This is a genomic window from Limosilactobacillus avistercoris, from assembly GCF_014836425.1.
GTDB classification, from domain to species: domain Bacteria; phylum Bacillota; class Bacilli; order Lactobacillales; family Lactobacillaceae; genus Limosilactobacillus; species Limosilactobacillus agrestimuris.
Window position 1 is genome coordinate 38,104 of the sequence record NZ_JACSQW010000002.1, and the last position, 23,031, is coordinate 61,134.

The 23,031-nt window shown below is 39.3% G+C and carries 24 protein-coding genes; 20 read left to right on the forward strand and 4 right to left on the reverse strand.

Going from position 1 to position 23,031, the window contains the following annotated elements; genetic code table 11:
* Positions 1 to 8 precede the first annotated feature (8 nt).
* From H9564_RS00915 to H9564_RS00925, 3 genes are all read left to right on the forward strand, one after another.
* A complete protein-coding gene (locus H9564_RS00915) occupies positions 9 to 701 on the forward strand; it encodes a tetratricopeptide repeat protein (protein WP_191683705.1) in 693 nt (230 codons plus the stop codon).
* A 23-nt stretch (positions 702 to 724) separates the two neighbouring features.
* Positions 725 to 3,205 (forward strand): SF1B family DNA helicase RecD2, encoded by a 2,481-nt coding sequence (gene recD2 / locus H9564_RS00920; RefSeq protein ID WP_191683706.1) that lies wholly within the window; start codon positions 725 to 727, stop codon positions 3,203 to 3,205.
* A 73-nt stretch (positions 3,206 to 3,278) separates the two neighbouring features.
* Positions 3,279 to 4,250, forward strand: a complete 972-nt coding sequence (locus tag H9564_RS00925; protein WP_191683707.1) for a ribose-phosphate diphosphokinase — start codon at positions 3,279 to 3,281, stop codon at positions 4,248 to 4,250.
* A 150-nt stretch (positions 4,251 to 4,400) separates the two neighbouring features.
* On the opposite strand, the gene H9564_RS00930 is transcribed toward H9564_RS00925, so the two are convergent.
* The gene (locus H9564_RS00930; RefSeq protein ID WP_191683708.1) at positions 4,401 to 4,826 is read right to left on the reverse strand and encodes an ArsC/Spx/MgsR family protein; all 426 of its coding nucleotides are present in this window, start codon (positions 4,824 to 4,826) and stop codon (positions 4,401 to 4,403) included.
* A 268-nt stretch (positions 4,827 to 5,094) separates the two neighbouring features.
* Here H9564_RS00930 and H9564_RS00935 point away from each other — a divergent pair, with 268 nt between their 5' ends.
* From H9564_RS00935 to H9564_RS00945, 3 genes are all read left to right on the forward strand, one after another.
* Complete coding sequence (locus H9564_RS00935; RefSeq protein WP_191683709.1) at positions 5,095 to 6,486, forward strand: C40 family peptidase; 1,392 nt, start codon at positions 5,095 to 5,097, stop codon at positions 6,484 to 6,486.
* Between the two features lie 82 nt (positions 6,487 to 6,568).
* Positions 6,569 to 7,012, forward strand: coding sequence for a DUF3290 family protein (locus H9564_RS00940; RefSeq protein ID WP_191683710.1), 444 nt, complete (start codon positions 6,569 to 6,571; stop codon positions 7,010 to 7,012).
* Between the two features lie 12 nt (positions 7,013 to 7,024).
* A complete protein-coding gene (locus H9564_RS00945; RefSeq protein ID WP_191683711.1) occupies positions 7,025 to 7,660 on the forward strand; it encodes a DUF421 domain-containing protein in 636 nt (211 codons plus the stop codon).
* A 69-nt stretch (positions 7,661 to 7,729) separates the two neighbouring features.
* Here H9564_RS00945 and H9564_RS00950 read toward each other — a convergent pair whose 3' ends face one another.
* Positions 7,730 to 8,662 carry a diacylglycerol/lipid kinase family protein gene (locus H9564_RS00950; protein WP_191683712.1) on the reverse strand — a complete coding sequence of 311 codons (933 nt, stop codon included), beginning with the start codon at positions 8,660 to 8,662 and terminating at the stop codon, positions 7,730 to 7,732.
* A 71-nt stretch (positions 8,663 to 8,733) separates the two neighbouring features.
* Entirely contained in the window at positions 8,734 to 8,946 is a 213-nt protein-coding gene (locus H9564_RS00955; RefSeq protein ID WP_191683713.1) for a DNA-directed RNA polymerase subunit epsilon, read from the reverse strand.
* A gap of 135 nt (positions 8,947 to 9,081) precedes the next feature.
* Between H9564_RS00955 and H9564_RS00960 the strand changes: the two genes are divergently transcribed.
* Positions 9,082 to 9,555 (forward strand): hypothetical protein, encoded by a 474-nt coding sequence (locus H9564_RS00960; protein ID WP_225209494.1) that lies wholly within the window; start codon positions 9,082 to 9,084, stop codon positions 9,553 to 9,555.
* A 103-nt stretch (positions 9,556 to 9,658) separates the two neighbouring features.
* On the opposite strand, the gene def is transcribed toward H9564_RS00960, so the two are convergent.
* A complete protein-coding gene (gene def, locus H9564_RS00965) occupies positions 9,659 to 10,222 on the reverse strand; it encodes a peptide deformylase (protein WP_191683715.1) in 564 nt (187 codons plus the stop codon).
* 287 nt (positions 10,223 to 10,509) lie between these two features.
* On the opposite strand from def, the gene pdhA reads away from it, so the two are divergent.
* From pdhA to H9564_RS01030, 13 genes are all read left to right on the forward strand, one after another.
* Positions 10,510 to 11,616, forward strand: coding sequence for a pyruvate dehydrogenase (acetyl-transferring) E1 component subunit alpha (gene pdhA / locus H9564_RS00970; protein WP_191683716.1), 1,107 nt, complete (start codon positions 10,510 to 10,512; stop codon positions 11,614 to 11,616).
* Between the two features lie 2 nt (positions 11,617 to 11,618).
* On the forward strand, positions 11,619 to 12,596 hold the full coding sequence (locus tag H9564_RS00975) for an alpha-ketoacid dehydrogenase subunit beta (RefSeq protein WP_003716864.1): 978 nt from the start codon (positions 11,619 to 11,621) through the stop codon (positions 12,594 to 12,596).
* A 44-nt stretch (positions 12,597 to 12,640) separates the two neighbouring features.
* Positions 12,641 to 13,978, forward strand: coding sequence for a 2-oxo acid dehydrogenase subunit E2 (locus H9564_RS00980; protein WP_191683717.1), 1,338 nt, complete (start codon positions 12,641 to 12,643; stop codon positions 13,976 to 13,978).
* A gap of 5 nt (positions 13,979 to 13,983) precedes the next feature.
* Positions 13,984 to 15,411 (forward strand): dihydrolipoyl dehydrogenase, encoded by a 1,428-nt coding sequence (gene lpdA / locus H9564_RS00985; protein WP_191683718.1) that lies wholly within the window; start codon positions 13,984 to 13,986, stop codon positions 15,409 to 15,411.
* 119 nt (positions 15,412 to 15,530) lie between these two features.
* The gene (locus tag H9564_RS00990; protein WP_191683719.1) at positions 15,531 to 15,827 is read left to right on the forward strand and encodes a UPF0223 family protein; all 297 of its coding nucleotides are present in this window, start codon (positions 15,531 to 15,533) and stop codon (positions 15,825 to 15,827) included.
* Entirely contained in the window at positions 15,811 to 16,602 is a 792-nt protein-coding gene (locus tag H9564_RS00995; RefSeq protein ID WP_225209496.1) for an inositol monophosphatase family protein, read from the forward strand. The genes H9564_RS00990 and H9564_RS00995 overlap by 17 nt, the downstream gene beginning before the upstream one ends.
* Positions 16,603 to 16,709: 107 nt before the next feature.
* On the forward strand, positions 16,710 to 18,554 hold the full coding sequence (gene typA / locus H9564_RS01000; protein ID WP_191683720.1) for a translational GTPase TypA: 1,845 nt from the start codon (positions 16,710 to 16,712) through the stop codon (positions 18,552 to 18,554).
* Positions 18,555 to 18,670: 116 nt separating this feature from the next.
* The gene (locus H9564_RS01005) at positions 18,671 to 19,879 is read left to right on the forward strand and encodes an FtsW/RodA/SpoVE family cell cycle protein (protein ID WP_404804667.1); all 1,209 of its coding nucleotides are present in this window, start codon (positions 18,671 to 18,673) and stop codon (positions 19,877 to 19,879) included.
* A complete protein-coding gene (locus H9564_RS01010; RefSeq protein ID WP_191683721.1) occupies positions 19,872 to 20,150 on the forward strand; it encodes a DUF2129 domain-containing protein in 279 nt (92 codons plus the stop codon). The genes H9564_RS01005 and H9564_RS01010 overlap by 8 nt, the downstream gene beginning before the upstream one ends.
* Positions 20,151 to 20,152: 2 nt before the next feature.
* Positions 20,153 to 20,710, forward strand: a complete 558-nt coding sequence (gene rsmD / locus H9564_RS01015) for a 16S rRNA (guanine(966)-N(2))-methyltransferase RsmD (protein WP_191683722.1) — start codon at positions 20,153 to 20,155, stop codon at positions 20,708 to 20,710.
* Between the two features lie 5 nt (positions 20,711 to 20,715).
* The gene (gene coaD, locus H9564_RS01020; RefSeq protein ID WP_191683723.1) at positions 20,716 to 21,237 is read left to right on the forward strand and encodes a pantetheine-phosphate adenylyltransferase; all 522 of its coding nucleotides are present in this window, start codon (positions 20,716 to 20,718) and stop codon (positions 21,235 to 21,237) included.
* Positions 21,221 to 22,270 carry a SepM family pheromone-processing serine protease gene (locus tag H9564_RS01025; protein WP_191683724.1) on the forward strand — a complete coding sequence of 350 codons (1,050 nt, stop codon included), beginning with the start codon at positions 21,221 to 21,223 and terminating at the stop codon, positions 22,268 to 22,270. The genes coaD and H9564_RS01025 overlap by 17 nt, the downstream gene beginning before the upstream one ends.
* Positions 22,271 to 22,375: 105 nt before the next feature.
* Entirely contained in the window at positions 22,376 to 23,020 is a 645-nt protein-coding gene (locus H9564_RS01030; RefSeq protein WP_191683725.1) for a helix-hairpin-helix domain-containing protein, read from the forward strand.
* Positions 23,021 to 23,031: the final 11 nt, after the last annotated feature.

The window sequence follows — 23,031 nt, forward strand, 5'->3', positions numbered from 1 at the left end:
GAATTTCAATGACTGAACAGAAAACTAACCGTGAAGAACAAAAAAAGCAAACTGAACGTTTAGTCCATAAGTTGATTACTGCAATTGATGAACATCCTGAAAAGGCTAATAATTACTATGATCTTGGTTCCTTGCTGACTCGTCTTCAAGACTATGCTCAAGCTGAAGAGCTCTTTATGAAGGCTTTAGGAATTTTTGAAGCAAAAAACGATCAAGAAGCCCAAAACCTGTTAAATTATGGCCTCGGAAATTTGTATTATGAAGTCGGAAAGGTTGATCAGGCTATTAAGCTTTATAACAAGATTGATGATAAGAAGTTAAAGGCTGATTCTTACCTGATGCTTGCCCAAAGTTACAGTAAGAAAAAACAGTATAAGCAGGCAGTCGCTTATGGCCTGACCGCTCATGAATTACGTCCAGAGGATCCGGAAATTAACCAAGCATTAGGAGATGCATTGTTAGCATTAGGTGAATTTAAGCAAGCAGCTTCATACTATGATGCAATTCTTAAGCGTCATCCTGGTCGAGCTGATACACAGTTTAACCGTGGATTAGTGGCAATGGTTCTTGGTGAGCCTTATAAGGACTACTTAAACCAGGCACAGCAGCTTGATCTAGATTACTACGCGAAGAGTGAAAAACGGATTGCAGAAATTGCAAAGACTTTACAAGCAACCCAGAAACCACAAAATGATAAATAATAATTAGAGAAAGGATGACTTTCATGGCAGAAGAAATTAACCTATTTGAGGCGCCAGAAGAGCCATCTTTTTTTATTGGCCAGGTTCAATCAGACATATTTGATAGTCCTGATTCTTTTTATAAGGTTCTTTTGGTATCGGTAGAAGATGCTAACTTTGACTGGAAAGAAAGCGAAATAACGGTTACGGGAAGCTTTGGTGATTTACGTGATGACCAAACATATCGATTTGAGGGAAAACTAGTCGATCACCCGAAATATGGACGCCAATTTCAGGCCAGTTCATATCATGCCAACCAGCCAACGAGTAAAGAAGGAATCATTAACTTTCTCTCTGGGAAACAGTTTCCTGGAGTGGGAAAAAAGACTGCAGAAAAAATTGTCGATCATTTAGGGGTTCAAGCAATTGATAAAATTAATGCTGATCCACATGTCTTGGATGGTTTAAAGCTACGTGAAGCAGTACGAACCAGTCTTGTAGAAAATCTCAATGCTAACCAGGGAATGGATCAAATTATTATTGGATTAAACGATCTTGGCTTTGGGAGTAACCTAAGTAGCGCAATTTTTGATCGGTATGGAGACGAGACTCTCCATGTTATTAGTGAAAATCCCTACCAGCTTGTTCAAGATATTGACGGAATTAGTTTTAAACGTGCAGATCAAGTTGCAATTAAAATGGGGATCCCTTCGGATGACGAGCGGCGAATCTCGGCTGCCATTATTCAATCGATTGATGATTTAACAATGGCAAGTGGTGACACCTATACAAGCGCTAAGCCATTACTTCAGGAAAGTATGCGGTTGCTTGCTGAGGGTAGTGGGGAACCAATCTCGACAGCCAAAGTAACCCAGCAGATTGTAACGATGGAAAAAGAGGGTGCCATTCAATACGAAGAGAAACGGATTTATCCAGCAAGCCTTTATAAAGCTGAGTGGCAAATTGCTGAAAACTTACATCGCCTTTTCCAGAAACAGGACAATTCAAAAAATGAACAACAAGTTGCAACTATTTTAGAAAAGTTGCCGATTAAGACAGGAATCAAATATGATGATATTCAAATTGAGGCAATTAAAACTGCACTGACATCTAAAGTAATGCTTCTTACTGGGGGACCAGGAACAGGAAAAACGACGATTATTAAGGGTGTCGTGGAAGCTTTTGCTGAAATGCATGATATTACCCTTGATCCTAATCAATACAAGGAAAAGGCATTTCCAATTTTATTAGCTGCTCCAACGGGGCGTGCGGCAAAGCGCATGAGTGAAGCTACTGACTTGCCAGCCAGCACAATTCACCGGTTATTGGGGTTAAATGGTCGTGAAATGCCGACTGAGTTAAATGCAAAGGATCTTGAAGGCTCATTATTAATTGTTGATGAAATGTCGATGGTTGATACGTTACTATTTAAAGTCCTAGTTCAGTCGATCCCAACGTCAATGCACGTTATTTTTGTTGGTGATAAGGATCAATTACCGTCAGTTGGGCCTGGTCAGGTATTTCATGACTTGTTGGAGTTTGCTGATTTACCACGGATCGAATTGAAAAAGATTCACCGACAGGCAGATGATTCAACAATTATTCCGTTAGCCCATGCTATTCGGGAAGGAAAAATTCCTAGTGATTTGACAGTTAAGATGGCGGATCGGTCATTTATTGCGTGTCATTCACAACAGGTTCCAGGAGTTGTAAAACAAATTATTGAGATGAGCCAAAAACGTGGCTATGACGCAAATGATCTTCAAATTCTTGCTCCAATGTACCGCGGAGCAGCGGGGGTTGATCGTCTTAATGATCTTTCACAGACGGTATATAATCCGGCAACTTCTAGTAAACAGGAAATCGAATTTCGTGGTCAGATTTTCCGGGTTGGCGATAAAGTCCTACAATTAGTTAATAGTCCAGAAAATAACGTTTTTAATGGTGATATTGGACGGATTGTCTCAATTGAAAATGGTAGAACTAAGGGGAAAAAGAATGCGACGATGACAATTGACTTTGACGGGAACGAGGTTAATTATGGTCGGCTGGAATGGTCACAGATTCGGTTAGCTTATAGTATTTCAATTCATAAGTCTCAGGGGAGCCAATTTAAAATTGTGATTTTGCCCCTTGTACGCGAATTCGGGCGGATGCTCCAACGCAATCTTTTGTATACTGCAATTACCCGGGCTGCGGATAAATTAATTATGCTTGGTGAGACTTACGCGTTTGTGACTGCGATTAACAACCAGTCTGTTAACCGGCAGACTAGTTTATTGAAACGATTAACAGATGTTTGGAACCACCATGGAGAATTAAAATCACCTCTTGAACAGGGAACTGAAGATCAATTTGAGCTTAATAAAACTAAAGAACATGATCATGAACAACAAGGGTCAGTGAAATTACCCGAAACTGGTAACGTGAAGGAAGCAGTTCTTACGCCCGTCTTAGTTAAAGCAGGGACAATTGATCCAATGATCGGAATGGATGGAATAAGACCAACCGATTTTAAAAAATAGTTCAGCTTGCACCGGATAGAAAAACTTGCGATAATAACAGTGTATTGTTGATTTTATCTTGAGGAGAATAACAATGACTGAAATAAAAGATGCGAAAAATGTTCGCTTATTTGCCCTGAACTCTAACGAACCACTAGCTAAAAGTGTCGCTGATAAAATTGGTTTACCTCTTAGCAAGGCTTCAATTAGTCACTTCGCTGATGGGGAGATCAAAGTGACGATTGATGAAAGTGTTCGTGGTTGTGAAACCTACGTAATTCAATCGGTTTCCGATCCAGTTAATACTAACTTGATGGAATTGTTAATTATGGTTGATGCCTTACGTCGGGCAAGCGCTAAAAAGATTAATGTTGTGATGCCGTATTATGGTTATGCACGGCAAGATCGGAAAGCACGAAGTCGGGAACCAATTACCGCAAAATTAATTGCTAACTTGCTTGAAATGGATAAAATTGATCGTCTAATTACGATTGACTTGCATGCTGCTCAAGTTCAAGGTTTCTTTGATATTCCAGTCGATCATTTACAGGCAACTCAATTGTTTGCAAAGTATGTCGAAGAACGGGAACTTGGCGATGATATTGTCGTGGTTTCACCTGATCATGCAGGGGTTAGTTTAGCACGGCGATTTGCAGAAGAAATTAAGGCGCCAATTGCGATTGTTGATAATCGGAATGATGAAGTTCGGGAACGAACTGATCAAGAAGTTCCTGAATATGTTATTGGTGATGTTAAAGATAAGGTTGCAATTATCGTTGATGATATTGTTGATACTGGGGTTCGGATGAACCTCTCTGCACGGGCATTACAGAAATTTGGCGCAAAGAAGATTTATGGAATTGCAACTCATGCTGTCTTATCCGGAAATGCTCCTCAAGTGCTAGAAGAATCACCACTTGAAGAAATGTGGGTTACAGACACAATTAATTTGCCTGCTGAAAAAGAATTTAAGAAGCTCCGTCGTCTTTCTGTTGCCGAACTCTTAAAGGAAGCAATAGTACGGGTCCACAATCACCAATCAATTCGTGAATTATTTAAGCATTAGAATAAATTAGGGAGACGACTAGTAAGTTCTTAGAGCTAGTGTGTCGTCCTAAAAGGCTAAAAAAGAGGTCGCCAGTATTCAGACTATTGAATACCGGTGACCTTTTAATATGTATAAGATTATGATAATTGCATAATTAAGCCATTTTGATTAGAAAGGAAATGCAAAATGGTTTGTTTGGAGATTTTGTTTCAATAATAAGTCCGCAAGTTCATCTTTGCGTTCTTGTTGTGAAATGAAAATGCCCATTTTTTCTTGATCGAAACCTGTTACTAACTTGTTTTCATCACAGATAATCGGATTTTTCAAAACGTGGGGATTCTTCTGAATCGTTCTTACAAGTCGATTAATTGTTAAGTTTTCAGAAGTTAACTTGAGAGCTTTTGTATCTCGAGAACGACTGGAAATTAAGTCAGCAGTTCCGTTAATTGATTTACTCAGCAAGTTAAAAATCTCTGCTTGAGTTAATGGTTGCTTTTCAATATTCCGTTCATTTACAGATAATCGGTGAGCGGTAAGCCATTTAACTGCTTTTCGTTTTGAAGGATCGTTAGTGTGATAGTATATCCAAATCATGCAATCACTTCCTTCTATAACTATTTTTATTTTATCAATGAAATGAGATTGGCAGTTTGAATTTACTATTGTCTTTAATAAAACTTAAGCAAAATAACCTTTTTGTAACATTTATCACATTATTTTGCTTTAATAAAAAAATAAAATCTTTAAAAATATTAAAATTAGTACAAGAATTTCTAAAAAAATGATATGGTTAAAGAGATTTAAAGTTAAATACTAAGTAATTAGCAATTATTTTTCGTTTATTTTGAGAGGATGTTTCTGTATGGTAAAAAAGGTACATAAGTATAGTTCATCAAAAAGATTAGTTGCTGGGACGGTAGGTGCATTAAGTGTTTTTGCTTTAACTGCCCAAGTAAACAATACTGTTGAAGCAAAGGCTAAGAATAATAATGCAGGCACTGAACAACCTGAATCAATGAGTTCTTCAGCAAGTGCTATTCGGAACGATAATCAGTTGTCATTGGCTCCAATGGTATCTTCATCATCTGCAGCTAAGTCAGCTTCAACTACACATAACGGTACTTATGTGGTTAAAAGTGGTGATACTTTAAGCGAACTAGCTGTTCACTTTAATGTTACCCTTAATGACCTTGTTTCCTGGAACCATATTCAGAATCCAAACCTGATTTACGTTGGTCAACAGCTATTAGTTGAAGGAAAGGGTGCTAACTCAGCAACAACCCAATCAAGTACAGTAAGTGCTCAACCTCAATCCTACACTGTAGCTGAAAATGGTGCTCAACAGGATCAAGCACAGCAAACTGCACCAGCTCAACAAGCTGTTTCACAACAAGTAACGCCTGTATATCAACAAGGGACCTACCAACAAGCAACAGCTGTTAACCCGACTGCAACTGCTTACACGAGTGACGCAAATGCAGCAGCTTATAACTCAGCAGTTGTTAGTCAGCAAGGTTCAACGGTTGCGGTTGCAAGTCAGCAAGTCGCTAGCCAACAAGCAGTAGCTGTTAACTCTACGGCAACCGCTTACACAAGTGATGCAAATGCAGCGGCTTATAATTCAACAGCTGTTACTAGTCAACAAAGTTCAGTGGCTCCTGTCACTAATAACCAACAGACAAGTCAAGCTTCAGCAGTTAATACTAGTCAAGAAGTAACTGCAAATAGTAGTACTGCTTCACAACAACCTGCTGTTCAACAAGTGGCATATACCCAGAACCAAACTTCTAACAGTTCTGCTACTGTTCAAACGCAATCACAGCCACAACAACAAAGCCAGGTAGCTTCACAACAGCCTCAAACTACTACTCAAAATAACGTTGATTTACATTCAGGTTCAGTGGTAAGTTTGGCAAGCAAGATTGCTAATTCAAATAGCGTTCCATATGAATGGGGTGGTAATTCATTAAGTGGAATGGATTGTTCAGGCTTTGTTCAATATGTATATGCAAACGCTGAGGGTAAGCAATTACCACATAACACCGTTGCAATGGAAAGTTATGTAGATCAAAAGCCGGTTAGCCAAGCCCAATCAGGCGACCTTCTTTTCTGGGGTAACCATGGAAGTACATACCATGTTGGTATTTACATGGGGAACAACCAATATGCTGCTGCCGCTAAGCCAGGAACCAATGTGGCTGTATATAACTTAAGTCCTTACTTCACGCCAAGTTTTGCTGGTACAGTTAAGTAAGATTAATTATAGTAGTAAAAAAAAGAAACCAGGTTTTGCCTAGTTTCTTTTTTGCTTATTAAGCTGATAAGGAGAACAATATATGACCTTTTATACAGAGGACTATTTTTTACACCAGCAACAGTTTAATAGTGTTATTAACTATGCAGTAATTTTAGTTTTAATCATTTTAGTGTTAATTAATTCATTTCGCTACCTTCACCACCAGTTACAGACTCGCTACCGTGATCTAGGAATTATCTTCTTCTTGCTTTTACTAATTTTTGCGGGCCTTCAAATTACCAATTTAGAAAAGAGTTACTCTCAACAATCCCAATCATTACAAATGCGTCCATTTATTCGTGCGGTTGCTAGAGACCATAATATTAGTTCAGATAAAGTGGTGGTTAATTCAACAACATTAACTGACGGAATTATTGTTCGCTTTAATAAAAAAGATTATCGAGTAAATTTAAGCCCTAATGGGGACAATTATACTCTTACTCGCGCTCACGTTGTCGATCATCGTGTGATTATTGAAAAGTAGGGGGATAAAGTTATGGATTATGGTTTAATCACGATCAAGTTTGTTTTAGGGATGGTTTGTCTAATTTTCCAAATTAACATTTTGGGAAAGGGAAACTTAGCACCGACCTCTGCAATTGACCAGGTACAGAATTATGTCTTTGGGGGAATAATCGGTGGCATTATTTATAACCAAGATATTACTGTATTACAGTTTGTGATGGTTTTACTAATTTGGACGCTTATTGTATTTGTTGTTAAATATGCTAAGGAACATAATGTGCTTATTCAAAACATTATTGATGGACAACCGCGTTTACTGATTAAAAATGGTCAGGTCCTTGTTGGCAATTGTATGCGAGCTGGAATGACAGCTAACGAGTTAATGTTCCGCTTGCGAAGTCACGGAATTTATGAAATTTCAAAAGTTAAGAGTGGAATTTTAGAACAGAATGGACAACTAGTGGTAATTGAAAATAATGAAGAAAATGTTCGCTTTCCCTTGATCAATGGTGACCAAATTAATAGTGATGTTCTTGAATTGATCCATCATGATAAGGAATGGCTTGAACAGCAGGTCAATGATGCCGGCTTTAGTAGTGTTAATGATATTTATCTTGGTGAATATATCCATGGTAAATTACACTTGGTCGGTTATCCAAAGAACTAGTCAATGTAAAGAATATAAAAAAGTTCCCAAGCTCGGTAAACCGAACTTGGGAACTTTTTTTACACTAACTTATTTCAATGGGGCCTGCCAAAATTGATAATGACTAGTGTTAACTGTTAGATCATAAAAACGATTTCCCATGTTTTCGCCATCAATTTGGCCAAATTCTAAAGAAGTCGTGGAATAGTGAAGCTTCTTTGCGTGAAATCGATGAGCGAATCGTGATTCAGCTAGTTTACCCCGTGCAAGCTGAATCACTTCCCAAAGAGTAAGAAGCCAATTTTTTTGTTCAGCGATCACCACATTAATAGCATCTTCACCAACATTTGCGGACCGATCAATTTGGAAGCCGCCCCCAAGATAAGGATGGTTAGTTGCTACCACGATAAAAGCTTTAGGAAAAATATAATGATGGTTTTGTTCCTGAAGAGTTAGCTGGAAAGGTTGTTGGTCATATATGACACCAAAAGCCTTACTTAAGTAGGAAAGACTCCCTAATCGGATCTTATTTAACCTTTTCTTCGTACTAGATGAGTTAGTCCGGCTAACGATTGCGGCATCAAAACCGATTCCAATATTGTTTAAGAAGAAGCCTTCTTCTTTTTTGATTGATTCAAAATAATGACCAATTGTAATGGTTCGTGCTTCTGTGGTAGAGATAATTTGTTGAAGAGCCTTTTCGGGATTTAATGAAATTCCGTAGCCACGTGCAAAATCATTACCAGTACCAGTAGGAATGTATGATAAGGGAAGGGGTACTCCAGCTTTTATTAAGCCATTAAGAACGTTATGCAGAGTGCCGTCCCCACCAATTACGATTACAACGGTATTTTTATTAGAGTTTGCGGAAATCTTTTTTGCCAAAAATGCTTCGTGTTTAGCGTAGCTAGTTTGATGGAGGGAATAATCTAACTGTCCTTCAATGGTGGGACGGAGAATGTTCCAAGTCTTTTGAGCTTTCCCATTTCCTGCAGTCGGATTTAGGATTATCTCGTAATGCATAATTAGACCTCCCTTAATATCAAGCAAAAGACAGCCGAGAGAATTGAATTCCCGACTGTCTTAATTAGCAATTAGAATTTAGTAATCTTAAAGTTTGGATTTTGCTTTTCGTATTCCAAAACTTTATCGTCTAATTGCTCAACGAATTCGATGTTGTAGTCAGTATTTTCTTCAACCAGTAGTAAAGCTTGAGCTTCTGAGTCAGCTTCAATGTACAATGATTGAGTATTTTCACGAACCGGTCGCTTAGTTGCATCGGGTTGGTAGTATACCTTAAAAGTCATACTGTAAAATGCTCCTTATTATTTAATTTAAACTTTAGTTACTTAAATTATTTTAGCACATCTAATCAATTGTGTTACTTAAAATTGGAAAATGGTATGATTAAGTTAAATATAATTAAGAAATGGGATGAGCCTATGTCATTTTTTTGGCTAGTTCTTTTGGCGGTTATCGCTGTAATCATTATTTATGTTGTTGTTCATCGCTTACTGATTAATCACGCAACTTTAATATTGAAAAACCAAGCCCAGTCAGTAACTAATGAGGCGGTAAATAATTGTCTTGGTCAATTAAGTGGTCAAACATTTAATCTTTCTTCTGAGATTGTTGCAGATGTTTGGGGGAAAGGTGTTCTTGCTTTTGAGTTTCATTTTAATCCAGCAAAATACCACTTAACAAAGGATCAACTTAATAGGAATATTCTTGAACAAAAGCTAACTGAGTATGCAAAAAAGAATAAAGTTCAGGCGTATAAAGAAAATTCGACCGTATTTAAGGTAACTGATTGGTGGACTTATGAAAATATCTTGCATATTGATGTTGCTTATGTTTTAAATGAAGCAACTCGTGAATACATTGCAGATTTACGGCGTCTAGATCAGCATAAATAAGCGGGACTTTGGGAAACGTCTTTTATTATTCTTTGTGGTTAAACTTTTACAGTATTTAAAAAGCAAAAAGGGGTCGGTGAAATTTCACCGACCTCTTTATTTTTTAGCTAATCATAATAGTATCGTCAGGAGCCTTGAATGGATCTTCCTTATTGATATGGTCGTAGAAAAGGACTCCATGAAGGTGATCGATTTCATGTTGACAAACAATTGCTGGGTAATTTTTAAGACGAACTTGGTGAGTCTCACCATTAACATCTTGGTAACGAAGCGTAATGCGATCGTGACGTGGAACGTAACCAGGAACATCTTTATCAACAGAAAGACAACCTTCACCTTCTGTTAGTGCTCCGTACTGGACAGATTCGCTAACGATAACTGGGTTGATAATAACGTCCTTAAAAGAAGGCTTATCGTCATCTTCATCTAAAGATGGAACGAGAACTGCAGCCATTTGCTTTGAAATGCCAACTTGAGGAGCAGCTAAACCAACACCGGCGCGGAGTTTATATTTCTTGCATAGTTCTGGATCCTGGCTTACTTCAAGGTATTCCATAGCACGCTTGGCGAATTCTTGGTCCTCTTTTGATAATGGAAATTCAACTTTCGCAGCGCGTTTACGTAAGACAGGGTCACCATCGCGAACAATATCTTTCATTAAATACACAATGATCATCCTCCAAATTTAATTATTATTGTTATAGTTCAAACAAATAGTAGTTTATCACAAACTAATATTGAATAAAAATTTCGCCAAAATATAAAATAAGCAAAGCCCAACTAACTATTTTTACTGAAAATGTATACAAATTAATAAATTCTTAGCCTAATTAATTAAAATAAGTCAATGAAAGCGCTTGTATTATATTGAAAGAGCGGTATACTAAATAATGTAAGTAAGGTAAGTAATCGCTTACGATGATGTTAATTGGATTTGGAAAGGGATGTTTTATAATGGCCAATACCAAAGCTGTTGACTTTGCAAAGATTAAAGCTGAAGAAGGCGCTCCATATGCAAAGCCTGTTCAAATTCTCGATAATGATGGGAATGTCGTTAACAAGGATTTAATGGCCAACTTCAGTGATGATCTGTTAGTTGACTTAATGAAGAAGATGGTTTGGGAACGTGCACTTCACGAACAAACCATGAGTTTCTCTAAGCAAGGTCGTTTAGGATTTTATGCCCCAACTTGGGGTGAAGAGGCCTCAGAAATGGGGACCGCGGCTGCATTTAAGAAGAATGACTTCTTATTCCCTGCATATCGTGACTTACCTCAATTGATTCAACACGGTGCAACTGTTGCTCAAATGTACCTTTGGTCAAAAGGTCACCTTAAAGGTAACATGTTTGACGCTCGTGCATTACGTCCACAAATTATTATCGGTGCCCAAATGGTTGAAATGGCCGGTGCTGCCCTTGGTATTAAGAAGAACGGTGAAAAGGATGCCGTTGCTTATGCATATACCGGTGAAGGTGGTTCATCACAAGGTGACACCTACGAAGGGATGAACTTTGCTGGTGCATTCCAAGCTCCTGCCGTATTTATCATTCAAAATAACGGTTGGGCAATTTCATTCTCACGGAAGCTTCAAACATATGCTCAAACTATTGCCCAAAAGGGTGTTGCAGCTGGTATTCCAGGTGTTCAAGTTGATGGGATGGATGTTTTGGCATGTTACGAAGTTGCCAAGGAAGCTCGTGAATTCGCTGCTGCCGGAAATGGTCCAGTATTAATTGAAACTTTGACTTACCGGTTCGGTGCTCACAGTTCTGCTGGTGACGATCCTAGTCGTTACCGTACCAAGGAAGAAGAAAAGCCATGGTTCGACAAGGATCCATTGATTCGGCTTCGTAAGTACTTGACTAAGAAGGGCCTCTGGTCTGAAGACGAAGAAAACAAGTATGCTGATGAATGCAAGGAAGACTTCAAGAAGGCTATGAAGGAAGCTGACTCTGTAGAACCAGAAAAGGTTACAGACATGCTTAAGCGGACCTTCGAAGTTCCAACCCCAGATATCAAAGAACAAATTAAGAAGTACGAAGCAAAGGAGTCGAAGTAATCATGGCTAAAAAGACTTATATCAAAGCTATTACTGAAGGTATTGACATTGCTTTGTCTGAAGATCCAAAGACCTTGGTCTTCGGTGAAGATGTTGGTAAAAACGGTGGTGTCTTCCGTGCTACTAACGGCTTGCAAGAAAAGTACGGTAAGGACCGTGTATTTAGTACACCATTAGCTGAATCTGGTATTTTAGGTCTGTCAATTGGTTTAGCCGCTACTGGTTGGCGTCCAGTTCCAGAAATTCAATTCATGGGCTTCACTTTTGAAGCAATGGACTCAATTGCTGGACAAATGTCACGTGTACGTTTCCAATATGATGGTACTAAGAACATGCCAATCACTATCCGTACTCCATACGGTGGTGGTACTCATACTGCTGAATTGCACGGGGATGATCTTGAAAACTTCTTCGTAGGTATTCCAGGTCTTCGTGTTGTTACACCAAGTTCAGCTTATGACGCTAAGGGACTTGTTATTTCCGCTATTGAAAATAATGACCCAGTTCTCTTCCTTGAAAACCTTCGTCTCTACCGTTCAGTTAAGGGCGAAGTTCCTGATGACAAGTACACTGTTCCTTTGGACAAGGCAAATGTCGTTGAAGAAGGTAACGATGTAACAATCATTGCTTATGGTGGTGAAGTTTCAGAAGCTCAAAAGGCTGCTAAGAAGCTTGCTAAGAAGAATATCTCAGCAGAAATTATCGATCTCCGTTCACTTTACCCACTTGACACAGACACTATCTTTGAATCTATCAAGAAGACTCACCATGTAGTAATCGTTCAAGAAGCACAAAAGATGGCCGGTGTCGGTGCACAAGTAGCTTCTGCTATTTCAGAAGGTGCCATCATGTACTTGGATGCTCCAGTTATTCGTGTAGCTGCTCCAAACTCTGTTTACCCATTCCCACAAGCAGAAAATGTATGGCTTCCTGGTGCTGATGACATTGAAGATGCCGCAACACAAGCTGTTAATTATTAATCGCGGTGCACACACCACTGATTAAGAAAGGAAGTTAAATCGATATGGCTTATAAATTTAGACTACCTGAAATGGGTGAAGGTTTGACTGAAGGGGACATCGCTTCTTTCTTAGTTAAGGAAGGCGACCAAGTCAAAGATGGTGACCCATTAGTAGAAATTCAAACTGATAAATCAACTACCCAACTTGTTTCTCCTGTTGCCGGGACAATTAAGAAGATCGAAGCAAAGGAAGACGATCATGTTGAAAAGGGTAATGACCTTGTATTGATCGATGATGGCAAGGATGGCGTAAGCACAAACGTTGAAGATGAAGACGCTGAAGATGCCGATGACAGTGCTGACGACACTGCTGCTGAAGAATCAAGTGCTCCAGTTGAAAGTGAAGCACCAGCTGCTTCTAGTGCACCTGCACCTGCTCCAAAGCAAGGCGGAGTAGCACCATTAGCTGAACCTAACAAGCTTGTTATGGCAATGCCATCTGTACGTCAATATGCTCGTGACAAGGGCGTTGACATTTCATTGGTACAACCAAGTGGTAATCACGGTCAAGTATTAAAAGAAGATATTGATAACTTCAATGGTGCTGCTGCCTCCGCTCCTGCTGCCAATGCTACCGTTGCTTCTAGTGCACCTGCTGCAGGTAATACTATCAAGCCTTATGAAGGTGCTGGCAAGGATGCTGAAACCCGTGAACCATTGTCCAAGATGCGTCAAATCATCGCTAAGAACATGCGTGAATCTGCTGACATTAGCCCAATGGTAACTGTATTTGCTAACGCAGAAGTTTCTAAGATGATGGCTAACCGGAAGAAGTACAAGCCTGTAGCAGCTGATCAAGGAATTCACCTAACATTCTTACCTTATGTTGTTAAGGCTTTGATTGCGATGATGAAGAAGTACCCAGAATTCAACAGTTCAATTGATGACAGTACTCAAGAACTTGTTCAAAAGCACTACTACAACATTGGTATTGCTACAAGTACTGACCACGGTCTTTACAACCCTAACATTAAGAATGCTGATTCAAAGAGTATGTTTGAAATCGCTAAGGAAATTTCAGATAATGCTGAAGCTGCTGAAGAAAACAAACTTAGCCCAGAAAGTATGGTTCATGGCTGCATGACTATTTCTAACATTGGCTCAATGCGTGGTGGATGGTTCACACCAATCATCAATCAACCAGAAGTAGCTATTCTTGGTATGGGTACAATTGCAACTGAACCAGTTGTTAACGCAGATGGTGAAATTGTCGTTGGTCACAACATGAAGTTGTCATTAACCGTTGATCACCGTTTGATTGATGGTGCCCTTGCTACAGAAGCTTTGAACTACTTGAAGAAGCTCCTTGAAGATCCTGAATTATTGATGATGGAGGGCTAATTAGTATGGCTGATGTTGAACAAAAAGATACTGTTATTGTAGGTGGAGGTCCTGGTGGTTACGTTGCCGCTATTCGTGCCTCAGAATTAGGTCAAAAGGTTACCTTGATTGAAAAGGGTGAACCAGGACTTGGTGGTGTATGTCTTAATGTTGGTTGTGTTCCATCAAAGGCTTTAATTGCTGCTGGTCACCGTTTGCAACAAGCTAAGGATTCTTCAACATACGGAATCTCAAAGACTGATGCTTCAATCGACTTTGTAAAGACTCAAGATTGGAAGCAACACAAGGTTGTTGACCGGATGACCCGTGGTGTTGAGATGCTCTTAAAGAAGCATAAGGTTGAAATCATTGATGGTGAAGCTGTAATGGACAGTGACTCACAACTTCGGGTTATGAAGACTGGTCCTAAACAATTCATGGACAATGACAACGGCCGGGTAATTAAGTGGAACAACTTAATTCTTGCTACTGGTTCACGTCCAGTTGAAATTAAGGGCTTCAAGTTTGAAGGTCGGGTTATTGACTCTACTGGTGGCTTGAACCTTCCTGAAGTTCCAAAAGAATTCGTTGTTATCGGTGGTGGTTACATCGGTACTGAATTAGCTGGTGCATATGCTGACCTTGGTTCACACGTAACAATTCTTGAAGGAACCGGTTCAATTTTGAATGGCTTTGACAAAGATATGGTTAAAGTTGTTGAAAAGAACTTGAAGAAGAAGGGCATTGACATTGTTACAAACGCAATGGCAAAGAGTTCTTCACAGGATGACAAGAGCGTTACTGTTAACTATGAAGTAGACGGTAAGGAACAATCATTAACTGCTGACTACTGCATGGTTTCAGTAGGCCGGAAGCCAAACACTGATAACTTTGGTCTTGAAATGACCAGTGTTAAGTTGGATGACCATGGTAAGGTTGTTGTTGATAAGCAAGGTAAGACCTCAGTTGATCATATCTATGCTATTGGTGACATTGTTCCAGGTCCCGCTTTGGCACACAAGGCATTCTTCGAAGGAAAGACTGCTGCTGGTGCAATTACTGGTAAGAATACTGCTAATGATTGGGTTGGTGTTCCTGCAGTTTGCTTCACTGATCCTGAATTAGCCGAAGTTGGTATGAATGTTGAACAAGCTAAGGAAAAGGGAATCGAAGTTGCTACTTCACAATTCCCATTCGCTGGTAACGCACGTGCTGTTTCACTTGATGAACCAGAAGGATTTGTTCGCTTTATCTACACTAAGGATAAGAAGAACATCGTTGGTGCACAAGTTGTCGGCCCAGAAGCAAGTACTTTAGCCGGTGAACTTTCATTGATTGTTAACTGTGGTATGAATGTCGAAGATGTTGCTTTGACAATTCACCCACACCCAACATTAAATGAACCAATTCAAGAAGCAGCTGATGTTGCCCTTGGACTTCCAACTCACATTTAGAATGTCGTAAAACATCCAAAATCCCAAAACACGCTATCATTAAGGTAGCGTGTTTTGTGGGTTTAAAGCTAAAATAAGATATGTGGTAAATTAAAGTTTACGAAAAGAGTGTGATAACGATGGGTGTAAAACAAAATAACTATTCCTATCCGATTGATCCGGACTGGACAAACGAAGAGATTAGTGCAGTAGTTGGGATGTTCCGTGTCGTTGAGGATGCATACGAAGTTGGCGTTAATCGTCAGGCAGTGCTCGATCAATATAAAAAGTTTAAACAGGTTGCAAATTCGAAAGCATATGAAAAGCAACTGGGGAAGCGTTTTGAGGATGTATCGGGTTATTCGCTGTATAAAGTTATGCAAATGACAAAGGGAAAACAGGCCGGGGAGATACGAGTAAATGGGGATGCCAAATAATAAAGAGTTAAAAGAATTTGACCGCAAAGCACAGAAACTTCTGTGGGCGGTCAGAGACCAGACGATTGAACTAATGAATACGCCACTGGTAATTGATATCAAATCTTCTGCTAATGATTTAGTGACTAATGTTGACCAGCAGAATGAACGACTGATGAGAAGAAAACTTATGGAAATTGATCCATCAGCACGTATTGTTGGTGAAGAAGAGAGCTTTCAGCACCAACTTGATCAAGATTTGAGTGGCAATACTTGGATTATTGATCCGATCGATGGGACACTGAATTTTGTTAAACAACGGGATCATTTTGCAATCATGTTAGCTCTATATTGTGATGGGCAACCAACACTGGGCTACATTATGGACGTAATGAATAAACACTTATACCATGCTTGGCGAGAACATGGAGCATATGTGGATGATAAACAGCTGGCAAAGCCGGTCGATGCGCACCTTAATGAGAGTCTCATTGCAATTAACGGTTGGCAGTTAATGAAAAATAATTTTCATCAGCAAGAAATTGCAAGGGGAGCCGCTGGATTAAGGATGTATGGAAGTGCAGGAATAGAAATCATTCATGTCCTAAAAGGCCAGCTTGGTGGTTATACATCAAGGCTAAAACCGTGGGACATTGCTGCCGGAAGGGTAATTGCGGAAGAACTTGGTTTGATTGTGAAAACAATTGACGACCAACCAATTAATGTGCTATCATCAAACACTGTATTAGTAGCAACGAAAAAAGTTTGTCAGGATGTTTGGCAAATTACTAAATAGTTGTCGAAGCTGTGACTAATTTGTCGCAGTTTTTTTATGAAATCACTCGCGGGACAGTGTATACTGAACTTGTTAGAGTAGAGTTAAGATGAAAGGAAGATCGAATCTTGAAATCTCGTGACGACATTCGGAACATTGCGATTATTGCCCACGTTGACCACGGTAAGACTACTTTGGTTAACGAAATGTTGAAACAATCAGACACTTTGCCAGAACACTTCTCAATTGAAGATCGGGCAATGGATACTAACGCTATTGAACGTGAACGTGGTATTACCATTTTGTCTAAGAACACTGCTGTTAAGTATGGTAAGTACCAAATTAACATTCTTGATACCCCAGGACACGCTGACTTCGGTGGTGAAGTTGAACGTGTTATGAAGATGGTTGATGGTGTTCTTTTAGTTGTTGATGCTTTTGAAGGAACAATGCCACAAACTCGGTTTGTTTTGAAGAAGGCTCTTGAACAACACTTGACACCAATCGTAGTTATTAACAAGGTTGACCGTAAGGGTGCACGTCCTGAAGAAGTTGTTGATGAAGTTCTTGACCTCTTTATTGAATTGGGCGCTGATGAAGATCAACTTGACTTCCCTGTTGTTTACACTTCAGCTATGAACGGTACTTCAAGCTATGACTCTGATATTTCTACTCAAGAACATACCATGAAGCCATTGTTTGATACTATTGTTAAGACTATTCCAGCACCAGTTGATAATTCTGATGAACCACTTCAATTCCAAGTGGCAATCTTGGATTACAACGACTTTGTTGGTCGGATTGGTATTGGTCGTGTCTTCCGTGGTAAGATCAAGGTCGGCGATAACGTTACCTTGTTGAAGCTTGATGGCTCCAAGAAGAACTTCCGGGTTACTAAGCTTTTTGGTTTCTTCGGTCTAAAGCGGTTGGAAATTAAGGAAGCCGAAGCCGGTGACTTGATTGCTGTTTCAGGAATGGAAGACATCAACGTTGGTGAAACTGTTGCTGATCCTCAACACCCAGAAGCAATTACACCATTACGGATTGATCCACCTACATTACGGATGACTTTCCGGACTAATGATTCTCCATTTGCTGGTCGTGAAGGTAAGTTTGTTACTGCCCGTCAACTTGAAGATCGTTTGAAGCGTGAAACACAAACTGATGTATCATTAAAGGTTGAAGATACTGATGATCCAGGTGCCTGGACTGTTTCTGGTCGTGGTGAATTACACCTTTCAATCTTGATCGAAACTTTGCGGCGTGAAGGATACGAATTATCAGTTTCACGTCCAGAAGTTATCTATCGTGAAATTGATGGTGTAATGTGTGAACCATACGAAGAAGTTCAAATTGATACTCCTGATGAATACACGGGTGCAGTTATCGATAGTCTTTCCAAGCGGAAGGGTGAAATGAAGAACATGGAACCAGGTGACAATGGTCAAACCCGGTTAATCTTCTTAGCACCATCACGTGGGTTGATTGGTTACTCAACTGAATTCATGACAATGACTCGTGGTTACGGAATTATGAGTCATACCTTTGAAAAGTATGCTCCAGTTATTAAGAACTGGAATCCTGGTCGTCAAAAGGGTACTCTTGTTTCAATGAATGCTGGTAAGGCTACCACTTACGCCATGATGGGGATTGAAAGTCGTGGTCAATTATTAATTGATCCAGGTACAGAAGTATACGAAGGAATGATCGTTGGGGAAAACAGCCGTGAAAATGATATTACGGTTAACATTACTAAGGGTAAGAACTTAACCAACGTTCGTGCGGCTGGTTCTGATGAAATGGCCCACATTAAGACTCCTACCCACTTCTCCCTTGAAGAATCCCTTGAATTCTTAAACGAAGATGAATACTGTGAAGTAACACCTGAAAATATTCGTTTACGGAAGAAAATTTTGAATACTAACGCCCGTGAAAAGGATGCTAAGCGCCGCCGTGCTGCCTCACGGAAGTAAGTTAATAATATTATTTTAAAAATAGTTCTGAAGATGACTTCTTGCACCACCTTCAGGACTATTTTTGTTTTTGGTGTATAATAAAAGAGAATTTTTTCAATTAGGTGGGTGCAATAGTGAAAGTTAAGCATATTCATAAAATTCATCTTTCCCAGGTTTGGAAAAACTTTCATTACTGGGATTATTATTTAATGGTGCCCTACTTAGTTCTTTGTATGATCGGCATTGTGATGGTATATTCTTCCAGTGCGGCAATCGAAATGCAGAACGGCGGATCACCAACTGCGTACCTGATTAAACAAATAATCTATGTCATAATGGGAATTTGTTGTTTGATTTTTGGTGCTAACTATTCTTTAGAGCATTATCGAACGCCACGCTTTTTACGTGATTCGACATTTGTTATGGTGGGGATGCTTTTATTTGTTCTCGTGTTGAGTCATGCTGTGAATGGTGCAAAAGGCTGGATTAATCTTGGAGTTATTAATATTCAGCCGGTTGAAATTTGTAAGGTCTATTTTATTTTGTACTTATCAGATCGGATGGCACGAGCACGCTCGCGAAACGCTCACTTTATTAGTTCGGGTGGTGGCCCGTGGCTTGTGGTAGCCCTATGCTTACTCCTGATTGCTCTTCAGCCAGATATTGGTGGGATGGCAATTAATATTATGATCGTTGCGGTTCTCTTCTTGGCCTGTGATTTCCGCTGGAGTTTTGGTATTAGTGTTTTACTGTTTATTCCAATTATGGGTTACTTGTTAATCGAAAAAGCAGTTGAAAATGGTTTGATTCACGGGTACCGGATGGCACGGTTTGTTGCCTTTTTAAATCCATTTGGGAATGCTTCCGGTTCAGGAAGCCAGTTAGTTAATTCTTATTACGCTATTAGTAATGGTGGAATTTTTGGTTCTGGTTTAGGTAATAGTGTCCAGAAAATGGGGTATCTTCCTGAGCCAAACACTGACTTCATTATGTCGATTACGAGTGAGGAGCTAGGCTTAGTTGGTGTCAGTGTAATTTTGATATTGTTAATGGTAATTATTTGTCGAATGATCCAGGTGGGCGTTCGTAGTAATTCCATGTATGAAATGCTATTATGTTATGGTTCAGCAACGTTTATTTTAATTGAAACATTTTTTAATATTGGTGGGGTCCTCGGTCTATTGCCAATTACCGGTGTGACATTTCCTTTTATTAGTTATGGTGGTTCAAGTATGTTGATCCTGTCATTTACTGTTGGATTAATCATGAATATTAGTATTCGTCAAAATAAACGTCGAGCATTGCAGAAAAATGTCCGTCAAGGAGGGAAAGTGAGTGTTTAATTTAACTAAGCGACGAGCCTTGATCGTTTACTACAATGGATATCGAGTAATACGAACCCTCCATCACTATGGTCAATTAAGGTATACATCAAAACATTTTCACTATGTGGTTTTGTATGTTAACCAGGAGTCTTATGATGACGTGAAGAAAAAAGTTCAACACCTTCGTTCGGTAAAGCGGGTGATTGATTCTGCACGGCCTGATCTTGATCCAACATTGACCGATTTAGAACAAACTGGACTATATAAACAACATGATGAGGATGATTAGAAATGAGAATTGTTGCTGGTGATTTCGGTGGTCGTCGACTAAGTGCTGTTCCTGGAATGGCAACCCGACCAACAACTGATAAAGTGAAAGAGGCATTGTTCAATATTATTGGTCCTTACTTTAAGGGTGGAATTAGTCTTGACTTATATGGTGGTAGTGGAGGCTTAAGTATCGAAGGAGTCTCACGAGGGATCGAACATGCGGTTTTGGTTGATCGCGCTTATCCAGCAATTAAGACTATTAAGAGTAACATTGAGGTAACCAAGCACCCTGAAAAGTTTACCGTTTTAAAAATGGATTCACGAAAGGCGCTCACGGTTCTTCAAAAGCAAGGGAAAAAGTTTGACTTGATTTACCTTGATCCCCCTTATGCTAAGCAGCAAATTGTTAAGGACATGAATCGAATGGTCGAACTTGACCTTTTGAATGACAATGCGTTAATAGTTGCTGAAACTAATCAAGAAGCAGATTTGTCAAATGATATTGATTCGTTTAAATTTATTAAAAAACAAAGTTATGGTATTACAGTTTTAAATTTCTATCGATTTGAAAGAGGGTAAATAAGATGAAAGTTGCAGTATTTCCTGGGACATTTGATCCATTAACATTAGGTCATTTAGATTTAATTAAGCGGGGAAGTGCCCTGTTTGATCAATTGGCCGTTGCCGTAATGACAAACCAAAATAAGAAACCATTATTTACCGTAGAGGAACGGGTTGAACAAATTAAGGAGGCTGTTTCTGGCTTAGATAATGTTTCAGTAATTACAACTGATGGGTTGACGGTCGACTTAATGAATAAGATTGGTGCCGATTATTTAATGCGTGGTTTGAGAAATAGCACTGATTTTCAATATGAACGAGACATTGCCGCAATGAACAATTTCTTGGATGATCAGTGTGAAACGGTCTTCTTCCTTGCAAAACCAGAATATCAACACCTTTCTAGTAGTATCTTAAAAGAAGTAACGTCTTCTGGTGGTGACATTTCTGCTTACCTCCCGAAGAATATTAACGAAGCATTAAAGCAACGAATTAAGGAAGAAAAATTAAAGCGGGTTAAGGAGCATAATGAAAAAACAAGATAAGTTAATTATGCGGCGAATACTGGTTACACTATTTGCCGTTTTATTTATTGGCTGGTTCTTATTTTGGCCCCTTAATAAGTATATTGAGAGCCCGGGAACTGCTGATAGTTTACGTTCTTATGTTAAGGTAAAGGGGCATCCTGATAAGCAGAAAGGGAGCTTTATGATTACCTCCGTTTACCTTCAGCAAGCACGTCCAATAACCTACCTTTGGGCTAAGATAACACCATATACCACAATTGAAAATAAGCAAGATGTTACTGGCGGTCAAAATAATGCTACTTTTAATAAGGTTCAAGATTTTTATATGCAAAGTGCGATTAATGAAGCGATCGCGAATGCCTATAAGGCTGCTCACCAAGAAGTAAGTAAACGCTACTTGGGAATTTATGTTCTTGAAGTTGAAAAAAATTCAAAATTCAAGAATGATATTAAGGTTGGCGACACAATTACAAAGGTGAATGGTCACCACTTCGATACTGCTCAAGGATTCCAGAAGTACATTGCTAAACGAAAAATTGGTACTCCGTTAACGGTTACCTATCTTCATGATGGGCACCAGCACACGGTTACTAAACCCTTAGTAAAGATTGCTAGTTCTCGGGCGGGAATCGGGATTGTTTTAACTGATAATGTCAAAGTTCATACTAAGATTCCAGTTAAGGTAAATCCCGGGCAGCTCGGTGGACCTTCTGGCGGTTTGATGTTTACTTTACAAATATACCAACAATTAACGGGGCAGGATTTACGTCACGGTCGAAAGATTGCCGGGACAGGAACGATCAACCCAGATGGCTCTGTTGGTGAAATTGGTGGGATTGATAAGAAAGTTATTGCTGCTCACAAAGCTGGTGCAAAAATTTTCTTTGCCCCGTATGTTAAACCATCAAAGTTGCTCCTTAAATATGAAGAGCAGCATATGACTAATTACCAAATGGCAAAGAAGACAGCTAAGAAAGCTGCACCAGGAATGAAAGTTGTTCCAGTATCATCGTTTACTGATGCAGTTAAGTATTTAGAGACACATCCATAAATTGCGAAAAGCAGAAAAGAGCTTTTGAATAAGTTCTTTCCTGCTTTTTTAATTTATAAAGTGCAAAAGATCATTTTTTGCGTTCTTTATTATTAGGAGGTTATTATGGAACGCTTAGAGGAAATCTGGCTTAATTATCGAAAGCAAATCATTATTGCAGTAGTTATCCTGGTGGGCATTGTAATCGTTGGCGGAAAGTTTTACCAGCCTCAGCCAAATAAGATTGATGATCCCTTTACAACTACCAATAAAAAATCTTCATCGACTCAAAAAGAATCGCCGGTAAGGGGAAAGAAGGCTGTTTGCGTCGATATTAAGGGAGCTGTTACTCATCCGGGAGTCTATCGTTTGCCAGGTGGATCACGAGTGAACGAAGCTTTAGCCGCAGCAGGTCGTGAGACATCGGATGCAGATATGAACCAAGTAAACTTGGCTAAACAGCTGGTGGATGCTCAGGTTATTTACATTCCGAGAAAGGGGGAGCAGGTCCCACCAACCTTAGCAGGAGGAATGGCTACTGCCGCACCAGTAAATAATGGTGGGAATAGTGCTAGTCAAGAAATTACCAACCTTAACACAGCGACGAAAGAACAACTCTGTAAAATTACGGGAATCGGTGACAAAAAAGCAGACCTGATCCTCCAATATCGGCAGGAACACGGTAATTTTAATTCTGTTGATGATTTGAAAAATATTAATGGTTTTGGCGAAAAAACTGTTGCTAAATTAAAGCCAATGTTGGCAGTCTAATTTTTAGTTTG